A 20,579-nucleotide genomic window follows, 5' to 3' on the forward strand; every position below is an offset into this window, starting at 1 on the left:
TACCGTCGTGGGCGCGGGGCACGGCGGTCTGGCCATGGCAGGCCATCTCGGCATCATGGGCTTTCCCGTCCGGCTCTACAACCGAACGGAAGAGAACCTGCATGCGGTGCGCTGGGAGGGCGGCATTCGCGTCACCGGTGAAGTGGACGGGTTTGGTCCCATCCAGGCGGCCAGCTCATCCATGGCCGAGGCCATGGCCGGGTCCGATGTCATCATGGTCGTCGTGCCCGCCACCGCCCACCGGTTTATCGCGGAGCAAATGGCCCCCCACCTGCGACCGGGGCAGCTGGTGGTATTGAATCCCGGCCGCACCGGCGGCGCGCTCGCGTTCCAGCATGCGATCACCTCCAAGCAGGTGGACGTTCCCTTCCTGGTTGGAGAAACCTCCACGTTCCTTTACGCCTCCCGCGCGCTCTCGCGCGGGGAAGCCCGCATTTTCCGCATCAAGAACACCGTCCGGTTCGCGACCCTTCCCGCCTACCGTATCCCCGAGGCGCTCCCGGTCTTGCAACGGCCCTTTCCCCAGTTTGCAGCGGGGGACAGCGTGCTCTCGACCGGCATGGAAAACATCGGCGCTATTTTTCACCCCACGCTGACCCTGCTGAATGCGGGGTGGATCGAATCCACCAAGGGCGATTTCGATTATTACAGCGGCGGCATCACCCCGTCGGTGGCCCGCGCCCTCGAGCGCCTGGACGCAGAACGGGTGGCCGTGTCAGCCTCGATCGGCGTGCACACGGTCTCTGCCCGTGAATGGCTTTACCTCACCTACGGGTCGTCGGGAGCGGATCTTTACGAGGCAATCCAGAACACCACGGGGTATTTTGGAATCCGCGCGCCCCAGACGATCTTCCACCGGTATGTCACGGAAGACGTGCCCATGAGTCTGGTGCCTCTGGCGTCTCTGGGCCGCATGCTGGGTGTGGCCATGCCCATGACGGAAATGGCGATTGGCCTGGCCAACGCCATGCACGAAACCGATTATTGGGCCGAAGGCCGCACCGTCGCCCAGATGGGCATTGAAGGCATGTCCGTCAAACAAATCCGGCAGTTCGCTGTCGGCATGGAATAATCAACCCGAAGGAGATCCCGATGGAAACGATACTGACTCATCTATCGGCCCTGCCCCATTGGCTGGCCGCCGCCGTGACCCTGATTTTGGGGGGCTTGACCGCCATCCTGATGCGGCTGGTCGTTGTCCGGCTGCTGCGGCTGCTCCGCTTCAACCATCTGTGCGACCGGTCGGGGGCCGCCGATTTCTTGAGGAAAGGAGGGGTCACCTTTTCACCCGCCGAACTGGTCGGCCGCGGGGTTTCGGGACTGATCCTGATCGTCGTTTTCCTCGAAGCCGCCCGCATCCTGGATATCGCCGCCATTTATGAATTGCGCCAACGGGCTTCCTCTGCCTTGCCAGCCATCCTCAGCGCCGGGCTGGTGCTGATCGTGGGCCTGATGGCGGTCGGGTTCCTCGCCGGTTTTCTGAGAACCGTAACCCGCAATGCCGGCAATCCCTACGCCAACCTGTGGGCGCGGATTGCGCGCTGGACCGGCACGATCATTGTTTGTGCCCTCGCGCTGGAGCAGGCCGAATTCCGAGGCGCCATTCTTCCCGGCGTCATCCAGATCATCATTGCCGCATTCGCCCTTGGAATGGCACTGGCGTTCGGCATGGGCTGTAAAGACCTGGCTCGCAAGGCCATGGAAAAGCTGATCGCCGATCTGAAAGAAAAGCATCGGGATGTGTCGAAACCGGACCTTGAAGGATAGAGCGTCATGTTCGTGCGTGTATCACAGTCGGATTGCGTCGGGCTGACCCGGCCGGCGCTCGATGCCCATACCCTGGGGCTGACGTCGCTGGCCCAACTGCTTGGAGACTGCGGCGTCCGCTGCATCCTCGCGGACAGCCCCACCTCGGCAGCCCTGGCCCGGATCGACCATCCGGATCAGATGGATGTCCTGGCCCGCTGGATCCGGGACCGGGGCATCACCATCTTGGGCCTCAGCTACCGCCTCGACGCCGGGGACGGGCTCCGCCTGGTGGCGCAGGTGGTGCAGGGGCTCGAAAAACGCCGCCTGCTCGCTGAGCGTGGCGGCCCCATCCGTGGGCTCTATTTTGCGGGACTTCCCAAAACCTGCGATCTCGTCCGGCGCAACATCCCGGCCGTCACCGCCACATTCGAAGGCGACGAAACGCCCGCCGAAACCCTCCGTCGGCTCGGCGTGGAGCCGTCCCGCATTCCTCGCGAACTCGCGGCCGGCGTCCGCTACGACGAGGACCGGCTGGCGTTCGGCAGAGACCTGATCCGACAGGGAGGCCATCTCGGCATCCGGCCGGTCGTTCGAACGGGCTACCCCGGATTCGGGGGGGCGGAGGACACCCTGATCGCGCGTCTGGACCACGGCCTGAAGCACGGCCTGCCGCCGCTCATGCGCGCCCATGCCGGGCCTTATCTGCAGGACCGCGCCGAGGCCGTGCGACTCTTTCTTGACTGGTCGAAGCAACTGGCCGCAGACGGCTTGCTCGACATTCTCTCCATCGGCACATCCCAATTGAGCCAGTCACATTTTGGTGAAGCGTGGGGGAGCACCCCCAACGGCGGGGGCGTTCCACTCAACACACCCGACGAGTTCGAGGCGGTTTGGCGTGCGGCGCGCCCCATGCTGGTGCGGACCTACGCCGGAACAACCCGGCTTTCCGAACTGGCCCGCTTGTACGAGGAGCGTCTCCACATGGCGTGGCACGCCTTGTCCCTCTGGTGGTTCTGCACGCTCGACGGCCGCGGACCCTATCCGCTCCGCGAGAATCTCATCCATCAGTTCGAGGCTCTCCGCCAGATTGCAGCGACAGGGAAACCCTATGAGCCGAATGTCTCCCACCATTTCGCTTTTCGTGGCTCGGACGATGTGACCGGCCTCGTGGCCACCGTGCTAGCGGCCCGCGCCGCCAAGTCGCTGGGCTTGCGCACACTCATCCTGCAAACCATGCTGAACACGCCCCGTGCCACGTGGGGCGTGCAGGACCTCGCCAAAGCCCGCGCCATCCTAGCCCTCGTGAGGCCTCTTGAGGACGCATCCTTCCGCGTCATCCTCCAGCCCCGTGGAGGGCTGGACTCTTTCTCACCCAACCCGGAAACAGCCAAGGCCCAACTGGCCGCCGTTACCGCGCTCATGGATGATATCGAGCCGCGCGATGAATCGAGCCCGCCGCTGATCCACGTCGTGAGCTATTCCGAGGGCTTCGATTTGGCCGATCCGGCCGTGATCGGGGAAAGCATCCGCATCACACGCCACGCGCTCAACGAGTATCGACGCCTGAGGCGCACGGGCGATATTGACGACATGACCGATCATCCGGATGTGAAAGCGCGAACCGATGCGTTGCTGGCCGATACCCGGACCGTGCTCAAAGCCATGGAGCAGGCCATTCCCAATCTGTATTCGGCCGAGGGTCTTTATCAAGCGTTCGCCCGGGGTTATCTTCCGGTCCCCTACCTGTGGGAATGCCGGGATGAACTGGCGGCGGCTGTCCGCCAGCAGACCCGGCTCATCCGGGGATCCGTCACGCTCGTGTATCCGGATGGGCGTCCCATTCCGGCTGCCGAACGGATTTCAGCCGTTTCCCAGCAGCCACCACACGGAGTGTCCTGATTATGCATTTCCTCGAGGAACATCATATCTTCGTGTTTCTGCTCCAGCTCCTGATCCTCATGGGATGCGCACGCGGGGCGGGATCATTGTTGCGTCGCGTCAATCAGCCCAGTCTTCCGGGAGAGATGTTGGTCGGCTTGCTTTTGGGCCCCACCGTGCTGGGCCGATTTTTGCCGGATCTTCAACAGGCGCTCTTCCCTCCGGATGCCATTCAATGGGCGATGCTGGATACGGTGGCGTGGCTGGGCGTCCTGTTGCTGCTGCTGGACACTGGATTGGAAGTGGATTTCTCGATTGCCTGGCGGCGGCGCGGGAGCGCATTGATGATTGCGCTCGCCGATATCATCATCCCGATACTCCTGGTATTCGCGGTCTTTATCTGGATGCCGGGCCGCTATTTTGTCGATCCCGGACAACGGTGGCTCGTGGCGCTCTTTATTGGGACGGTATTGACGATCAGCGAGCTTCCGGCAACGGCTCGTGTCCTCAACGATCTCCGGTTGCTCAAATCGGACATGGGGTACCTGATTCTATCGGCGCTCACCGCCAATGATCTCATCGGCTGGGTTCTATTCACGATCATGCTGGGGGTGTTCACCTCCGGTGCAGTCGCCTTCGGCTCGATTGCCACAGTCTTCACCGGGACCATCGCCTTTGCGGTATTGGCGTTGACACTGGGGAGGCGAGCGTCCAGCGCGCTATTCGAACACCTGAAGAAAAAGAAAGTACCGGAGCCCGGCACCTCACTCACCATCACGGTCTTGCTGGGGCTGCTATTTGGAAGCATCACGCAGTGGATGGGCATACACGCGCTGTTCGGCTTCTTTATTGCGGGCATCGTGGTAGGCGAAGCAAAGGCGGTTTCCGAACAAACGCGGGGGATTATTTCTCAATTGGTGCATTCGCTTTTTGTGCCGGTTTTCTTTGCAACCATTGGGCTCAAAATCGACTTTGTCGGTGAATTCGATTGGCTGGCCGTCAGTGTCATCTGTGTGGCGGGCATCGGAGGGCGCTATAGTGGCGCGTGGCTGGGGGTGACCTGGAGTTCTGTGCCACGCATGAACCGCGATTTGATTTCCATCGCGCACACGCCCGGCGGCATCATGCAGATCGTGATCGCCATTCTGGCAAAGGAAAGCGGCATTATCACGGACTCCGTATTTGTGTCCATTATTTTTGGCGCGATCCTCTCAACGATGCTCATGGGTCCTTGGATGAAACGGTCCTTTGCGAGGCGAATGGCCGTGAAACCGGGCGACTTCCTCTGCACCGCCGCGATCATCCCGCATCTCCAATCAACGGATCGACCAGGCGCGATTCGGGAGCTGTCTCTCGCCTTGGCGCAGGCTGGCGGCATTGAGAATCAGGATCACGTGCTGGCGACGATCCTGACGCGCGAGACGGAGTACGGGACGGCGCTCGGATCGGGCATTGCCGTTCCTCACGCCCGCATCGAAACCGTCAAGAATCCCGTAATCGCATTTGGCCGTTCGGAATCCGGCATTGAGTGGGATGCCCCGGATGGACGGCCTGTTCGTTATCTATTCCTGCTTGCCACACCGATTGGCGTGGAGGATGTGCATGTGCAAATACTGGCGCTCATTGCACGCAACATGGCCAACCCCGAATCTGAAAAGAGGCTGCAAGGAGCCGTGAACGCGAACCAGATCGAAACCCTCCTCCGGTCGGACATTTTAAGTAACGGATAGGTGCGGTATCTTGACGGTTACCCCCGCTTCTGTCATGCTCTCACGCATGACATCGCTGCGTCAGACCGGTTCACCCATGCTTTCGGCCCGTGCGGCCCGTTGCGTGCCGACACGCGATTGCGTGTCCATTCACTTGCGGACGGTGGCGTTCTTGTGCGTCCTGGCGGCTGGTTGCGCGCAGACGGCGCCAGACCGAGCCGAGGCGCTGGACCGGGACATGGTGCACGTGCCGGGCGGGGCTTTCCTCTACGGCATGACCCAGGGGGAGAAACTGCGCGCCGCCGCCGCCGCCGGTGTACATGTGGATCTGTTGAGGGACCATTCGGATCGGATCACCACGAACATACCCGGCTTCTGGCTGGACCGATACCCGGTCACGCGCGGCCAATTTGCGCGGTTCATGAAGGCGACCGGCTACCCGATCATAACCAACGGATGGGTCGTTGGCTGGCGGGACTTGACCGGTTCTTGGCCTCCGGACCAGCCGGGCATGGAGAACCTGCCGATGATCGGCGTGAATGCCACCGACGCCGAAGCGTACGCGCGCTGGGTCGGCAAGCGGCTGCCCACGGAAGCGGAATGGGAACTGGCGGCGCGCGGAACCGACGGCCGGCTGTACCCGTGGGGCAGCGCGTTTTCGACCAACGCATGCTATGAAGGACACGGCCAAATTCCGCTCTCATCGAGTTTTCCCATAGGGTCCTGGCCGGAGGGTGCAAGTCCCTGTGGCGCCCAGGATATGGTGGGGCTGGTCTGCCAGTACGTGCGCACGACCTGGGGCGCGCAGACGCATGTTCTCGCCGGTTCCAGCGTGTTTCACACCCAGCCCTATTCCCGCATGGTCACGGCCCGGTTCGGCTGGTGCCCGGACATGCGCAATTACGTGTCGGGGTTCCGCTGCGCCTCGGACCAGCCGCCGTCAAACGGCGTGGCCCGCGCGGCGTACAGCCCGCACCCGCGCATTCTACCCCGCACACTCGATATCCGCCGCGACCTGTATCTGAAGGAGCCCATCACGCTGCGCGGCACCGAAACGTCTTCCCTCGAGGTGCGGGTGCCGTGGTTTCCGGACAGTATTTGGGTGATTGACCTTCCGGAAGCGACGTTCGGGCCGTTCATTGGCGCCAATCACTGGCCGGCCCCCGGATCCGACGTGCAATGGAACGTTTCGCCCGAGGGCCAGCGAGCGGGTTACGTTCGCGAACAAAACCGAAAGCGGCTGGCGCTTGACGCATGGGTGGACGGCAACAGCGTGCGCTTCCGCTTCGACTGTCAGCAGGTTTCGATAACGATGTATGACGTCTGCATGAAAACCATCAGCCCCTTCTTCTCCAGTCAGGAACGGATGGTTCAGGGCGTGGTTCGCGATGGCAGGTTCGTGCGTGTGGCCGACATGCCGGCGGGATTCCGTCCCTGGCGCAAGGGTCTGCTTGGCGTGGACGAACGAACGCCGTTCTTCTGGGCGGTTGACGAAGCCGTGTCTCCCGGCGACCACGGGGTCCTGCGGTCCTACGACGGCACTGCGTTCGTGGCTCGCGTGGGGCCCGTGTCTTGTCAGGTGTGGGGCAACAGCTCCATCCCCTGCATGCACCTTGCGCCGATGCAAGATCCGGGAGTGCAAGGCGGGTCGGTGATCTTCTTCATCGGTCCGACCGACGAACTGGAGAAGCAGATCAAGCAAGCCGATCAGGCATCGGGTGATCTCTGAACCCGGAACCCTGCCCGGGGGGCTACGGGTGGCAGCCGCCTGAACAGACGTGCGGACAGCGCGGGGCGGCTTCGCAGGAGCCGCAGGCCGGCGCCGGGGACTTCGATACGCCGGCCGCGAATGCGGCGAGTTCCTTGACCGGCTTGGCCGCTCCACAGAGCGGACAGGTCGCCGCCGTGTCCGACAGCGTGCGGGCGAGGTGGTCAAAGGTCTTGGCGCAGGATCTGCAGGTGTAGGTGTAAATAGGCATAGGGTTTTTATCAGGTCTTGGCACGCAGCCCGTTCAGGGTCTGGTTGATCATCGCTTTCAATTCGTCAAACTTGGCGTTTTCGCTGATCGTGATGCGCAGAATGGCTGATTCCATGATGCCGTACAGCAGCGCCGTGGCCGCGCCGACCGGCTGGTGCGCGATTTCACCCGCCGCCATCCCCTCCTTGAGCAGGCGGCGCAAAACGGCTTTGAGCCCGATGGTGTGGCGTTCGATCGGCTTGCGCATGCTGCGCCCGGTCCGCTGCACGCTGAGGACGTAGTCGAGTATCACCGTCAGAAGCACCCGGTGGCGGAAAATAACGCGCAGCACGTGTTCGAGCAGATGGGTGATCTTTTCGGACGCCGACAGGGGCGCGCTGGAGATCTCCACGTACTTTTCAGCCAGCTCGACGGTGGAGAGACGGATGGTGTAATCAAAAATATCCCCCTTGTGACGGAAATAGGTGTAGAGGGTGGTGCGGGCGATGCCGCAACGATCCGCGATCTTCTGGAAGGTGACGGCATGGTATCCCTGTTCGGCGAACAGGCGAAGGGACTTCTGCAGAATATCCCTCCGGCGTGCTTCATGATTGACGACAATGCCCATAACGTAGACCGTTCGCTTTCGCGGTGGCGCGCCCCGCGCCCGCGCGCAGCCGATCCCGCGAAAACATGGTGCGATAGTTTGACATTATTTTGACGGGTGTCAAGGGAGAATTCCAGGGCAAGATCGAGTTGACAGAGCCGTTTGTGCCGCACTACAATCCCAGAAAGGAAGCCGCAGTATGAATGCGATTGAAACGATTGTCCGGGGGGTGTGCATCCAGAGCGGGCGGGTGTTGCTGTGCCGTTCCAGCCACGGGGGGCGACTCAGCTATCTGCCGGGCGGACACATCGAATTCGGCGAGACGGCGCGGGTGGCGCTGGCGCGCGAGATGGATGAGGAACTCGGGGTCGCGGCCCGCATCGGGCGCTTTCTCGGCTGCTGCGAACATGGTTTTGTGCAAAAAGGGAAGCCGCACGCCGAGATCAATCTGGTCTTCGGCGTGACACTCCACGGTCTGTCATCCGATCACAACCCGCAGGCGCGCGAGCCGTGGATCCGCTTCTTCTGGCACCCGGTTGACCGGCTGGAGGAGGCGGGATTGGAACCAGCGCCGCTGTGCCGCGCGCTCGCGCTGTGGCTGAAGCGGCCGGGATTCGTGACATCGGGCTCCTGATGACGGCGTGGCCGTCTGGCGGAAGGACATGCCGAAGTGTCTGTAGAATTGCTGTCATTTGCCTTGTTTCCACGGGGGATTCATGCCACAATCTGCACCCTGAATCCTGAACGCATTCCCTCATTCATAAGGAGCATTCCCATGGCAGAAAAAAAGACAGCATCCGGGCTTGAGGCGGTCCTCGCGCAGATCCGCAAGGAGTTCGGCGACGCGGCCATCATGCGGATGGGCGACGCTTCGGCGACCAAGGACATCGCCGTCATCTCCACCGGCTCGTTCTCCCTCGACCTCGCGCTCGGGGTCGGCGGATTGCCGCGCGGCCGTGTGGTGGAAATCTACGGGCAGGAATCATCGGGCAAGACGACGCTCACACTCCACGTCATCGCCCATGCGCAAAGAAATGGCGGCTTGGCCGCGTTTGTGGACGCCGAGCACGCGCTGGACCCCAATTATGCCCGCCGGTTGGGCGTCAAGCTCGACGATCTGCTCATCTCCCAGCCCAACTCGGGCGAGGAGGCGCTGACCATCACCGAGCAGCTCGTGAAGTCGGGCGCCCTTGACGTGGTGGTCGTTGACTCTGTGGCGGCGCTCACGCCCCAGGCCGAGATCGACGGCAACATGGGCGACTCCCACATGGGACTGCAGGCGCGGCTGATGTCGCAGGCGATGCGCAAGCTCACATCGGCCATCTCCCAGACCAAGACCCTTTGTATTTTCACCAATCAGATGCGCGAAAAGATCGGCGTCATGTTCGGCAACCCCGAGACCACGCCGGGCGGGCGGGCGCTCAAGTTCTATGCCTCGGTCCGGCTGCACGTTCAGAAGATCGGCGCGATCAAGGAGCCGTCTGGGACAGTGATCGGCAACCGCACGCGCGTCAAGGTTGTGAAGAACAAAGTCGCACCGCCCTTCACGGAGGCCGAGTTTGACATCCTCTATGCCCGCGGCATCTCCTGGGAGGGTTCTGTGCTCGACGCCGCGATCGCAACCAACGTGGTGAGCAAGCGCGGGTCTTGGCTCTCCTTCGGTACGGAACAGATCGGACAGGGGGCGCTGGCCGCCACGGAATTCCTCCGCACGCACCCCGAGATCACCGCCCAGATCGTTGCCCAGGTGCGCGAGCTCAAGCCCACTGCCGCCCAGCTCGGCCGCGCTGCAGACGATGCGGCGGGCCTCCCCCCCGTTGTCACGGAGTGAGGCTCAACCGGGGCGGACCGCCCAGGTCCGGAAGACCAGCACAACCCCGCCCGTGAAGGAGAGCGCGAACGAGTCACCCAATGACTCGTTTAGCGCCGCCTGCCACCACCGGCTCAGACGCAGGCCGTTGAGCGGGTAGCGGAGACCGCGCGACCTGATCGGCATCCGGGAATCGAAGGCAAAGATCGATACCTGCTGGCCCGCGCATGACGCGAGTTCGACATCGCCCGCGTGGGCGGTGAACAGGCCGGTGTCGGTCGCCAGCACCACATCGGCCTCGGCGCAGCAATCGGCGAGCAGCGACAGGTTGCCCAGAGTGTGATCTTCGCGCCGCCCCGTCGCGCCCAGAATCGCCAGCCTGCGCCAGCCACGGGCGAGACAATAGCGGAGGGTTTTGGCGAGGTCGTTGTCGGCCTGTCCCGGCTCGCACACCCAGCGCGCGCCCAGCCGATCACGCAAGGCGGGGGAGATGCTGTCGCCGTCGCCGATCACGGCGGCCGGTTCGACGCCCCGCGCGACCGCCTGACGGGCCGCCCCGTCGCAGCACACCACCCGCTCGGCGGCCGCCCAGTAGGCGAGCGGCTCCGGGTGAAGCGGAAAGTCGCCGTCGGCGAGAATTACCGTGCGCCCAGGATGAAGCGCTTGATGGGATGTTTCTTCCATACGATCTTGCGGCTGATGGAGCGGATGATCGCGTCCGTTTTGGCATCGCGTTCCATGCTGCTGACGCAGGCGGCGCTCATGTCCGTTGGCGGCAGGTCGTGGCCGACCCGATGCAGGTCGTCAATCACCTGCCGCCAGTTCTGCTGGCGGTTTTGGGGGAGTTTGGACAGCATCTTTTCAACGAGCAGCGCGACCGGCACCCGGATCTCCGGGTTGAACTGCCTCAGCGAGGGGGCGGCCTTCTCAAGATGCGCATCCAGCACCGTTGTGGGTTTGCCGTTAAAGAGGAACTGTCCCGTCAACATGTGATACAGCGTCGCGCCCATCGCATAGATGTCGCTACGGCAATCGATGTCGCCCCCCTGGATCTGTTCGGGCGACATGTAGTTGGGCGTTCCCTGCACCTCGTCAGAATCGAGCGCCTGAGCCAGATGGGTCTGCGACAACCCCAGGTCGGCCACCTTCACCGTGCCGTCCGAATCCACCATGATGTTGTCGGGTTTGATGTCGCAGTGAATCATCCCGACCTGCTCCCACGCGTAATCGAGGGCCGCGGCCACGCTCTCGGCCACCAGCAGCGCATCCGGCAGCGGTATCCGCCCCTTGCGGCGCAGCCACTGTCCCACCGTGTAGCCGTCAATCAATTCCATTACAAAATAGAGGTTCTCCGCGAAGGCCGCGTCATAGGCCTGAACGATCCCGGGGTGCGAGATTTTGGCGGTGGCGCGCGCCTCATCACAAAACTGCCGCAGATCGTCGGAACCGGTCGCCACGTTTGCCGAGAGCACCTTGATCGCCACCAGACGGTCGATCGAGCGCTGACGGGCCTTCCAGACGGTCGCCATGCCCCCCTGGCCGAGCAGGCCGAGGATATCGAAGCCTTCTATGACCGGGGGAGTCATCATCGCCTCGCGCATCCCTCTCCTTTGCAGGTTGAACACAAACCGACACCTTCGCCGCCACAGGCGGCGCAGGGGATCTCCACGCGATTCCTGCCCGTGACCTTGCCTGTGCCCTTGCACCGGGTGCAGGCGCCCGTTCCCGCGCCGCCGCAGGTCGCGCATTTCTTCGGTTGTCCCAAGCCGCCGCATGTCCGGCACACCACGTGTCCCTTGCCGGTGCAACCCACGCAGGCGATCCAGCCGCTCCCGTTGCACGACGGACACGGCGTCTTCACGAGCAACGCCGTTTCGGGGGAGAGCGAATTGGACTGCCGTTTCTGGATCATCCCGTTCTGGCAGCCGGAATGCCTGCACACCGTCCGCCCCTGTCCCGTGCAAACGCCGCAGGTCTGGATGCCCAGCCCCTGACAGGCCTCGCAGGGCGAGGCCGCAGCTGTCCGCAGCAACGCCTGCAGACGGGGCGTCAACACCTCCGCCAGAGTCACCGGCACCCAGACGTTGCCCACCGCCACCCGGCGCGCCGCCTGCTGCCGCGTTTCGTGGTCCCGCACCCCCTGCGCCAGAAGCAGCCGCAAGTCGTCGGCGTTGCGAGCCGCCTGCATCCGACCGGTGCCGACGCACGCCTTGCAGAGCATCCCCTCGCCGGCCAGAACACCCTCCCGGTCGCCTTGCAACGAGAGCATCTTCACCTTGCGGCGGCCCAGTCCGTTGCAGTCGGCGCATGGCTTGAACGTGTTCTGCATCTTCAGCCTGCACTGGCTCACCTTCTCAACGAGCCGCTTGCCCGAATCGTCGGGGATCATGGCGTCGGGAAGCAGTCGCATGAGGGCAGACGCATTGCGGTAATAGCCGAGCGCCACCTCGGGCCTGGCTTCCTCGATCTCTGTGGCCGCTCGGGCATCGGCACGGGCCGCTTCCAGAACCGCCTGCAAATCTATCGTGACCCGTGCCACCGTCGCGGTGGCGGGCGTTTCCGCAACCTGGGGCTTGTCAGCACCGACGACCGCCCCGCAGTGGCTGCAGACGCGCTGCTCCTCCGATCCCTCGTGGCCGCATGCGCCGCAGATCACGAGCGCCGCCGCCGTGCGGCACGCGAATACGGCCCAACAGGCCACCAGGTCACGCAACAGACTTTTCATAACGCACAGGTCCCGACATCTGAACCGCCGCCCTGAGGCGGCAAACTGGGAAGTGGACCTATTTTGAACGCATTCACGCGCCGATTCAACTATAAAATAGGGGCTCACCGGCCTGCATCATTTTTCGTCCTTTTCCCGTTGACACGGACCCCGGCTAGGGTGTATTACGTACTACGTGAAACGGAGTAGTCTATGATCGAAGGCTGGATCACACAGGTGCGCAAGGGTTTGCTGGAGTATTGCGTCCTGCTGGTGCTGCGGCGCGGCGAGAGCTATGGCTACGAAATCGTCCAGGCGCTGAAGCGCATGGACGACCTGTCCGTTTCGGAGAGCACGGTCTACCCCATCCTGGGGCGCCTGCGCAACGAAAAATTGCTCAAGGTGCGCGATGTGCCGTCCCCGGCCGGCCCGCCGCGCCGCTATTTTGCGCTGACCCCTCACGGCAAGATCCGCCTAGCGGAGATGAATGCCTACTGGCCCCTGTTGATGGAGACGGTCGAACGCTTGAAAACAACCCAGCCGAAGGAATCCTGACATGAGCCCAACCGCTGACCTTAACCGATCCATCGACGCGTATCTGAACGCCGTCGAACGCAACCTCGCTCACAAGCCCGACGCCGTGCGTCGTGACATCCTCGCGGGTCTGCGCGAGCACATCGGCGAGGCGTTGCGCCGCGAAGGCGACACGCCTCCCCCCGGCGCCATCGAACGGATTATCGGCACCATGGATGCGCCCGAAGACTTCGCCGAAGATGTCGCCGGAAGCATCGCCGAAGACGCGGCCAGCCGGGAGGCTGCGGCCCCTTACGCGCCGCGCCCATCCCGCTACCCGCATCGCGGGTTCGCGCTCGCCGTGGCCTTTCTGCTGGTCAATGCCTATGGCGTCTGGAAATGGACAACCACCCGGTCGCCGGTCGCCGCCCCCCCGCCCAATCCTTCCGCCGTGTCCAACGCGCCTGCGGCGCTGCAATTGCTGAAGGTCGAGCAGATGAACTGGTCCGCGGGACGGGAACTGACCCTGCGCCTGGCTTTCAACGCGGCACCGGATCGCGATTTGCTGGCCCGTTTTCTCCACCTCTCGACCGATCATCAAGCCGATGTGGCGTATCGCCTGCACGGTCTGGCTGGCACCAACTCCATCTGGATCGAGACTGAGCCCATCGCAGACGATCACGTGAAATACCTCCTGGATCAAGGCTTCCCCGGCCACGCGGGTGTCGAACCGTCTGAGCAGGCGTACGCGGCTTCGGTGAAGCTCGCCCCCTCGTTCTATCTGGTCCGGCTCAGCGCCCGCAGTCCCGCCTTTGCCCCGCCCGTGCTCCAGGCGGACTTCAATGCGTATCCCGACTCCAACGGCCTGGATGCATTCGTCGAGATTGACCCGGCCGTTCGATGCACGTTCGAAGGCTCCGGCGGATGGCGCGGGCTCCGGATCGCGGGCGATTTTAAGCCGGGCAAGGTCTATGCCGTGACCTTCAAGACGGGGCTGCGGGCGGAAAATGGCGTGGCACTGGAGAAACCCATCACCCGGCTGGTGCAGTTCCCCAATCGCACGGCCGATTTGCGATTCGAGACCGGTGGCCGCTACCTGTCGCCCAAGGGAAGCCTCGCCCTTCCCGTCCAGGCGGTCAATATCAAGACGTGGACGGCGTCGCTCCGTCCGGTCTATGCGAATAATCTCGTGGCGCTCGCCTTGCGTGAGGAAAACAGATACAGATCTGTCGGCTCGAATATGGACGAGCTGGCCGGGGCAGCCGTGTTGCAGACGAATGTCCTGACCGCGCCGCTCAACGAGTCGGTCCGCGCGTGGATCCATCTGCGCGGGCTGACAAAAGAAACTCGCGGCGTGTTCTGGGTGGAGGCCAACGATGACAGCCGGCTGATCGTCGTGACCGATCTCGGCATCGCCGCGCGCCTCTCCTCGGGCCGCGCGCTGGTCTGGATCAATTCGCTCGAGTCGGGCCGCCCGGTGGCAGGCGCGGAGATCACGCTGTACGCCCGCAACAACCAGACGCTGGCCCGTGCCGTCACCGATGAGCACGGCGTGGCGCATCTCGCCGGCTGGACGGCGGGCGACGCGCCTTTCCTCATCACCGCCCGCCGGGAGGATGACCTGTCCTGCCTGGATTTGAGCGATACCCGCGTGGACCCGGGCGCTGGCGTGGAGGGGTCTCCGTACCTGACGCAGGGCGCGATGGAGGCTGCCGTCTTTACCGAGCGCGGCGTCTACCGGCCTGGCGAGACCGCCTTCCTGCAGGCGTTGGTGCGCGACACGGAGCAGCGCGCGCCAGCGCCGTTTCCCACGCTCTTCCGCGTCCGCCGTCCCGATGGCCGGGTCTTCCAGGATATCCCCGTGATGCCCGACGCGCATGGGTCAGCCTGGACGACGGTGCACATGCCGGACTACCTGCCGACCGGGCGCTACTCGGTGGAGCTCGTGATGCCGGGAACATTCACCGTACTGGGCGCGACCTCGGTGGCTCTCGAGGATTTTGTTCCGCCGCAGATTCGCGTTGCCGTGGAATGCGCGCCGGGACGCGCCCGCGCGGGAGAGGATCTGAGCTTCCAGGTCCGAGCAGAACACCTGTTTGGCCGGGCCGCCGCTGGCCTCTCCGTTCAAGGGCACGTCACGATCCTGGCCGCGCCCTTCGAGCCCCCCGCTTGGGACGGTTGGCGATTTGGCGATGACGACAAGTCCTTCGCGCCTCTGGAAATCCAATTGGGCTCGCAGACGCTGGACGAGGCGGGCCGCGCGTCGTTTATCGTCGAAAGCGCCGCCGCCTGGCGCCCCCCCGCCGCGCTGCAGATCGTGCAGCAGGCGACCGTGATCGAGAACGGCGGACGGCCGGTCAGCGCCAGCGGCTCGGCCGTCATGGACGCCTATCCCTTCTACATCGGCCTGCGCACGGCATGGGAAGGGACGATTCGCGCAGGCGAAACCCAGCGTGTCGACGTCGTGGAGGTCTTGCCCGACGGCAGTCCGTCTGGCGGGGGCAAGCCGGTCGTCTTGACGCTCTCACGGGTGCTGTGGCACTCGGCGCTGCGCGAAGTCGCTGGCGGACGCTACGAATGGAGATCGGAACGGCAGGTGGTCACGGTCCGGGAGGACACCCTCGCCGTAGGCGGCGACCCGCGCGCGTGGAGCTTCGCGGTGGACGCCACCGGTTCATACCTGCTGACCGCGAGCGACCCCGCATCGGGCGCCTCCACGCGCATTGCGTTTTATGCCGCGTCGCCGGAGCAGGACTGGGTTGCGTGGAGCCGCGAAAAGCCCGGGCGTATCGAGCTGGCCTGGGACCGAGAACGCTATCGCCCCGGCGAGACCGCGCGGCTCCTCGTCAAGGCGCCATTCAGCGGCGTCGCGCTGCTCACGATCGAATCCGACCGCGTGCTGGAGGCGCGCGTGGTGGCGCTGGAGAAGAACACGGCTGAGCTGGAAATCCCGGTGCAGGCCGCCTACGCGCCGAACGTCTACTGCGTGCTGACCCTCATTCGGCCCGCCGTCGCGGAATCGGTCTGGAGTCCGCACCGCGCCCTCGGTGCCCTCGCGATGCCGGTCGAGCGGCCCGGCCGGAGCCTGACCGTGACCGCCGACGTTCCCGCGTCGCAACGGCCGCAAACGAAACTGACAACCCGGCTGACGGTTCGCGACCAGACCGGCCAGCCTGTGGCGGGCGCCGTCACCGTGATGGCCGTGGACGAGGGGATCTGCCTGCTCACGGCGTTCCAGACGCCCGATCCGAACCGGATTTTCACCGCGCAGCGCCGCCTCGGCGTGACGCTGTATGACCTCTACAACGAGCTCATACCGGTCTTGGATGACGCCATCACGGCCGCTTCCCGAATGGGCGGCGATGGGGGGGAAGGACTGCGGCGTCGGCTGAACCCAATCACCGCCAGACGCTTCAAGCCGGTCGCACTGTGGCAGGCGGACGTCCCCCTGAACAGCAACGGACAGGCGACGGTCGAGCTGGACATCCCCGAGTTTGCCGGCTCTCTGCGGGTGATGGCGGTGGCGTACAACGCCGCGCAGTGCGGATCGTCGCAGACGCTGGTTCCCGTCAGGCGCGACCTGATCGTGCAACCGGCCCTGCCTCGTTTTCTCGCGGCAGGCGACCGGTGCGACGCATCCATCGTGCTCCATAACACAGGCGCCACCGCACAAGACGCCCGCGTACGCGTCACCTGCGGCGGCCCGCTTCGGGCCGACACGGCCGATCTGCAGGTATCCATCCCCGCCGGCGGCTCCGCGCGCGTGCCGCTGGGGCTCACGGGCGGACCCGGCCCGGGTCTGGCGTTGCTCCGCATCCAGACCGAGGCCGGGGCCGACCGCTACGACGAAACCACCGAACTCGCCGTGCGAACCGCGTCGGCCCTTCAGGCGCAAACCGTCAGCCGCGTGCTGAAGGCTGGCGAGCGCGTCAGCCTCGCGCCGCCGACCCACTGGATCGCCGCCACTGTGGCCCAGCGGGCCCGGATCTCGGCGATGCCTGCGATGCAACTAAGCCGCGCGCTGGAGCAGGTCTGGTATTATCCTTACGGTTGCCTCGAACAAACGGTCTCCGGCGCATTTCCGCTGCTGTACGCGGCGGACTGGCCGGCCCGCCTGATGGCCCCCGGCGCGGTCGCCGAGGGCGACACCCGCGCGCGGGTGAACGCCGCCATTCAGCGCGTGTGGGCGATGCAGCAGGGCGACGGCGGATTCTCCCTCTGGCCGTTTGAGGGGCAGACGGACGCCTCCGCCTCCTTGTATGCCGCGCATTTCCTGGTGGAGGCACGGGCGGCGGGCTATGACGTGGCGCAGGATCGGCTGGATGCGGTTTTGGGCTGGCTGCGGCAGCGGCTGGAGCGCAACGCCTCGATCGAGGTCGGCGCGCCCGCATGGTTGTACGAAATGGACGAGCGCGCGTATGTGTGCCAGATGCTGGCGCGTGCGGGATGTCCCGACGCCGGATGGACCGCGCGGCTGCGCGAGCAGAGCGGCCGCCTCTATTATGCCACGCGCGTCCGGGTGGCTGCGACGCTGCTGCTGATTGGCGAGCCGCGGCAGGCGGTGGAGATTCTGGACCGGCTGGGACTGCCGACGCCCCGCAGCCGCCTGCCCGGCTACCTGCTGAACAGCGACGTTCAGGACGCCGCCCTGCTGCTGTCGGCCTGGCTTGACGTGGACCCCGCCAACGAAGCTGTGGGGCGACTGGCGCTCTATCTGCAAAACCGGCAGGTTGACGGCCAGTGGGGCAACACCTACGACAACGCGATGGTCTTGCTGGCCCTTGGCAAATACCTGATGCGCAGCGCAGGCCGGGAGCAGCCGTTTACCGGATCGCTGACGCGGCCCGACGGCAGCGTGATGACCGTGTCGAGCACTCAGGAGGTCCAGGTCGCGTACGGGCCCGGCGAAGGCGGCTCCCTGACCCTCGTCAATGACGGCCCCGGCCCGATGTATCTGAGCGGGCAGTTCACGGGCGTGTCGCTCACGGCGGAGCCCGAGACGCAGCATGGCGTGAAGGCCTGGCGGGAATGCTTCAACGGCGCGGGCCAGCTGATCGATCCGTCAACCCTCAGGCAGGGCGATCTGGTGGTCGTGCGAATCACCGTAGATCCGCTGGGGCGCGAGCTCGACCAGCTCGTGGTGGAAGACCTGCTGCCTGCTGGATGGGAGATTGAGAATCCCAATCTCATGACCACATCCACGCCGACGTGGCTGAAGGCTCAGGCCGAGCCCGCGCGGTACCGCGACGCGCGCGATGACCGCATGCTGTTCTTCACCGGGGCCGTACGGTACCAATCGGTCTTCCATTATGCGGCGCGCGCGGTCACTCCCGGTGTATTCCGCCATCCACCCCTCACGGTGTCTGGCATGTACGAACCGGACATTCGCAGTGTGAGCGGGGGAGGGGAGGTGCGAGTCACGCCGTGAGGAACGGACTCCATCGAGCGGCCCGGCTGGCGGGCGCGGTCCTGAGCGCGGGTGCGGCCGTCTGCGCGGCGGTGTGGCTGGCGGCGCGCCTCGCGCCGTTCCCCGACCAGACCTTTGCGCACTACCCGGCGTCGGTGGTGCTGACGGACCGGCTGGGGCAGCCCCTGCGCGTGTGGCTGGGCGAGGGAGACATCGATTGTCGTCCCTCGTATCGACCCGATCCATCGGACTGGATCGTTCAGGCGCTGGTTGCCGCAGAGGACCGGCGGTTCTGGTCGCATGGCGGCGTGGACCTCCTGGCGGTGGCACGCGCGCTGACGCAGAATGTATCCGCCGGACGCACCGTGTCGGGCGCTTCGACGCTGTCCACGCAGGTCATCCGGCTGGTCGAGCCGCGTCCGCGGCGGTGGGGCGCCAAGGCGGTGGAGGCGTTTCGCGCGCTGCAGATGGAGCAGCGCTACGACAAGCGGACGATCCTGGCGCACTACCTGAACCGCGCGCCGTTCGGCGGGAACATCGTCGGCATCGAGGCGGCCGCCTGGCGATATTTCGGCAAACGGCCCGCCGACCTCAGTCTGGCGGAGGCGGCGCTGTTGGCGGGGGTGCCGCAATCGCCGTCACGCGGGCGGCCGGACCGCCATCCCAGCCGGGCCAGGAAGCGGCAGGCGTATGTGCTGGCGCGGATGCGGGCGTGTGGGTGCATCACTGCGGCGCAGGAGGCGGAGGCCCTGGCGCAGCCCGTCGCGGCGCGTCCGTCGCCCTATCCGTTCGACGCGCCGCATTTCAGCGAATGGGTGGGTCCGGGGGCGAGCGCCGATGCGAAGGGGGTTGTGCGCACGACGCTCGATCCCGTGTGGCAGCATCGGGCCGGGGAGATGCTGCGCCGCCATTTGCGCGACGGCCCGATGCACAGCGGGGCCGTTGTGATGCTGGAAGTCCGGACGGGTGCGGTGCGGGCAATGGTCGGTTCGCCCGACTACGCGGCGCAGCCGGCGGGACAGGTGAATGGCGCGCTGGCCGCGCGGTCCGCCGGGTCCACCCTTAAGCCGTTTGCGTACGCCATGGCCCTGGACCAGGGGTGGCTCACCCCCGGATCGGTGCTGGCTGATGTGCCCGCGCGCTTCCGCGATTATGATCCGCAGAATTTTGATCCGCTGTTCCGTGGACGGGTCACCGCGCGCGACGCGTTGGTGTTGTCGTTGAACATGCCCGCCATCGAAGTGGTCCGGCGGGTGGGGCAGGCACCCTTCTACGACACGGTGAAACGGCTGGGGCTGGCGACCCTGTCCCGACCGGCGGAGCAGTACGGGTTGGGGCTGGTCCTGGGCAACGGAGAGGTGCGTCTGCTGGATCTGGCCAATGCGTACGCCTGTCTGGCGCGCGGCGGGGTCCTGGCTCCGGTGCGGGTGCTGGAGGGCGATGAACGGGCGGCAACGGGGCGGCGGGTGTTTTCGATAGAGGCGTGCTGGATTCTGGCGGAGATGTTGAGCGGGGACGAGCGCGCCATGGACACGACCGGGCATGCGGCCGACGTGAGGCTGCCGCGCATGGCCTGGAAGACGGGCACCTCGGCGGGGCTGCGCGATGCCTGGGCGGTGGCGTACAACCCCGACGTGGTGATCGGCGTCTGGGTGGGGAGACCGGACGGCGCGGGGTCGGACCAGTTGATTGGGAGGGCCGCGGCGACGCCGATCGCGTGGGAGCTGTTTCGAAGCCTGTATCCAGACAACCAAAGCCCCTGGTACGAGCGGCCGGCCAGCGTGACGGCGCGGCATGCCTGCGCGGTCAGCGGGCTCCTGCCGGGGCGGCACTGCCCGCTGGGCGCGGAGGATTTCGCGATTGAGCGGGTGACCCGGTGCCAACTGTGCGCGGGGCACGGCGGTCAGACCGGGCCAGCGGGACTGGGCACGCTGGAGGCGCCGCCGGTCGCGCGGGCGGCGGGGTCGGTGAGGATTATCACGCCGGCTCGGGACAGCACCTTCCGCTGGATGAGCGGCTTGGATTCCGGCGTGCAGCAGATTCCGCTCACGGCAACCGGATCGGAGCCGGGCGAGCCGCTGCACTGGTTCGTGAATGACCGGCCCATCGGGGTGTCGCATGCGGGCAAGCCGCTCTTCTGGACCCTGGAACGCGGCGCTCACCAGATCGTCTGCAGCGCTGTCTGCGGCCCTGGCGATCACATCCGAATTATCGTGGAATAGTGTGCCAGATGCCTGTCGGACG

At 65.3% G+C, this 20,579-nt stretch carries 14 protein-coding genes; 10 read left to right on the top strand and 4 right to left on the bottom strand.

The window, feature by feature from the left end:
• From FJ222_06120 to FJ222_06140, 5 genes are all read left to right on the top strand, one after another.
• Window positions 1-1,072 (top strand): NADP transhydrogenase subunit alpha (locus tag FJ222_06120; GenBank protein MBM4164000.1); only part of this gene is annotated, 1,072 nt, incomplete at its 5' end.
• A 20-nt stretch (window positions 1,073-1,092) separates the two neighbouring features.
• Entirely contained in the window at window positions 1,093-1,767 is a 675-nt protein-coding gene (locus FJ222_06125) for a hypothetical protein (GenBank protein ID MBM4164001.1), read from the top strand.
• A gap of 6 nt (window positions 1,768-1,773) precedes the next feature.
• A complete protein-coding gene (locus tag FJ222_06130) occupies window positions 1,774-3,648 on the top strand; it encodes a cobalamin B12-binding domain-containing protein (protein ID MBM4164002.1) in 1,875 nt (624 codons plus the stop codon).
• Between the two features lie 2 nt (window positions 3,649-3,650).
• A complete protein-coding gene (locus tag FJ222_06135; protein ID MBM4164003.1) occupies window positions 3,651-5,357 on the top strand; it encodes a hypothetical protein in 1,707 nt (568 codons plus the stop codon).
• A 10-nt stretch (window positions 5,358-5,367) separates the two neighbouring features.
• The gene (locus tag FJ222_06140) at window positions 5,368-7,065 is read left to right on the top strand and encodes a formylglycine-generating enzyme family protein (GenBank protein MBM4164004.1); all 1,698 of its coding nucleotides are present in this window, start codon (window positions 5,368-5,370) and stop codon (window positions 7,063-7,065) included.
• A 22-nt stretch (window positions 7,066-7,087) separates the two neighbouring features.
• Here the strand turns inward: FJ222_06140 and FJ222_06145 are convergent, their stop codons facing one another.
• Window positions 7,088-7,315 carry a zinc ribbon domain-containing protein gene (locus FJ222_06145; GenBank protein ID MBM4164005.1) on the bottom strand — a complete coding sequence of 76 codons (228 nt, stop codon included), beginning with the start codon at window positions 7,313-7,315 and terminating at the stop codon, window positions 7,088-7,090.
• Window positions 7,316-7,325: 10 nt separating this feature from the next.
• Complete coding sequence (locus tag FJ222_06150; protein MBM4164006.1) at window positions 7,326-7,922, bottom strand: TetR/AcrR family transcriptional regulator; 597 nt, start codon at window positions 7,920-7,922, stop codon at window positions 7,326-7,328.
• 178 nt (window positions 7,923-8,100) lie between these two features.
• On the opposite strand from FJ222_06150, the gene FJ222_06155 reads away from it, so the two are divergent.
• Window positions 8,101-8,535: an NUDIX domain-containing protein gene (locus FJ222_06155; protein MBM4164007.1), complete on the top strand. Its 435-nt coding sequence runs from the start codon at window positions 8,101-8,103 to the stop codon at window positions 8,533-8,535.
• Window positions 8,536-8,676: 141 nt separating this feature from the next.
• The gene (gene recA / locus FJ222_06160) at window positions 8,677-9,732 is read left to right on the top strand and encodes a recombinase RecA (GenBank protein MBM4164008.1); all 1,056 of its coding nucleotides are present in this window, start codon (window positions 8,677-8,679) and stop codon (window positions 9,730-9,732) included.
• A gap of 3 nt (window positions 9,733-9,735) precedes the next feature.
• On the opposite strand, the gene FJ222_06165 is transcribed toward recA, so the two are convergent.
• Window positions 9,736-10,395, bottom strand: coding sequence for a thiamine diphosphokinase (locus FJ222_06165; GenBank protein ID MBM4164009.1), 660 nt, complete (start codon window positions 10,393-10,395; stop codon window positions 9,736-9,738).
• Window positions 10,350-12,053, bottom strand: a complete 1,704-nt coding sequence (locus FJ222_06170; GenBank protein ID MBM4164010.1) for a serine/threonine protein kinase — start codon at window positions 12,051-12,053, stop codon at window positions 10,350-10,352. Before FJ222_06170 ends, FJ222_06165 begins: the two co-directional genes overlap by 46 nt.
• A 575-nt stretch (window positions 12,054-12,628) precedes the next feature.
• Here FJ222_06170 and FJ222_06175 point away from each other — a divergent pair.
• From FJ222_06175 to pbpC, 3 genes are read left to right on the top strand one after another with little or no spacing between them, the layout of a single operon-like run.
• Window positions 12,629-12,970, top strand: a complete 342-nt coding sequence (locus FJ222_06175) for a PadR family transcriptional regulator (GenBank protein MBM4164011.1) — start codon at window positions 12,629-12,631, stop codon at window positions 12,968-12,970.
• Between the two features lies 1 nt (window position 12,971).
• Window positions 12,972-18,356: a hypothetical protein gene (locus FJ222_06180; GenBank protein ID MBM4164012.1), complete on the top strand. Its 5,385-nt coding sequence runs from the start codon at window positions 12,972-12,974 to the stop codon at window positions 18,354-18,356.
• Complete coding sequence (pbpC, locus tag FJ222_06185; protein MBM4164013.1) at window positions 18,224-20,557, top strand: penicillin-binding protein 1C; 2,334 nt, start codon at window positions 18,224-18,226, stop codon at window positions 20,555-20,557. The genes FJ222_06180 and pbpC overlap by 133 nt, the downstream gene beginning before the upstream one ends.
• Window positions 20,558-20,579: the final 22 nt, after the last annotated feature.

The sequence above is a fragment of the Lentisphaerota bacterium genome, from assembly GCA_016873675.1.
GTDB lineage: Bacteria > Verrucomicrobiota > Kiritimatiellia > RFP12 > JAAYNR01 > VGWG01.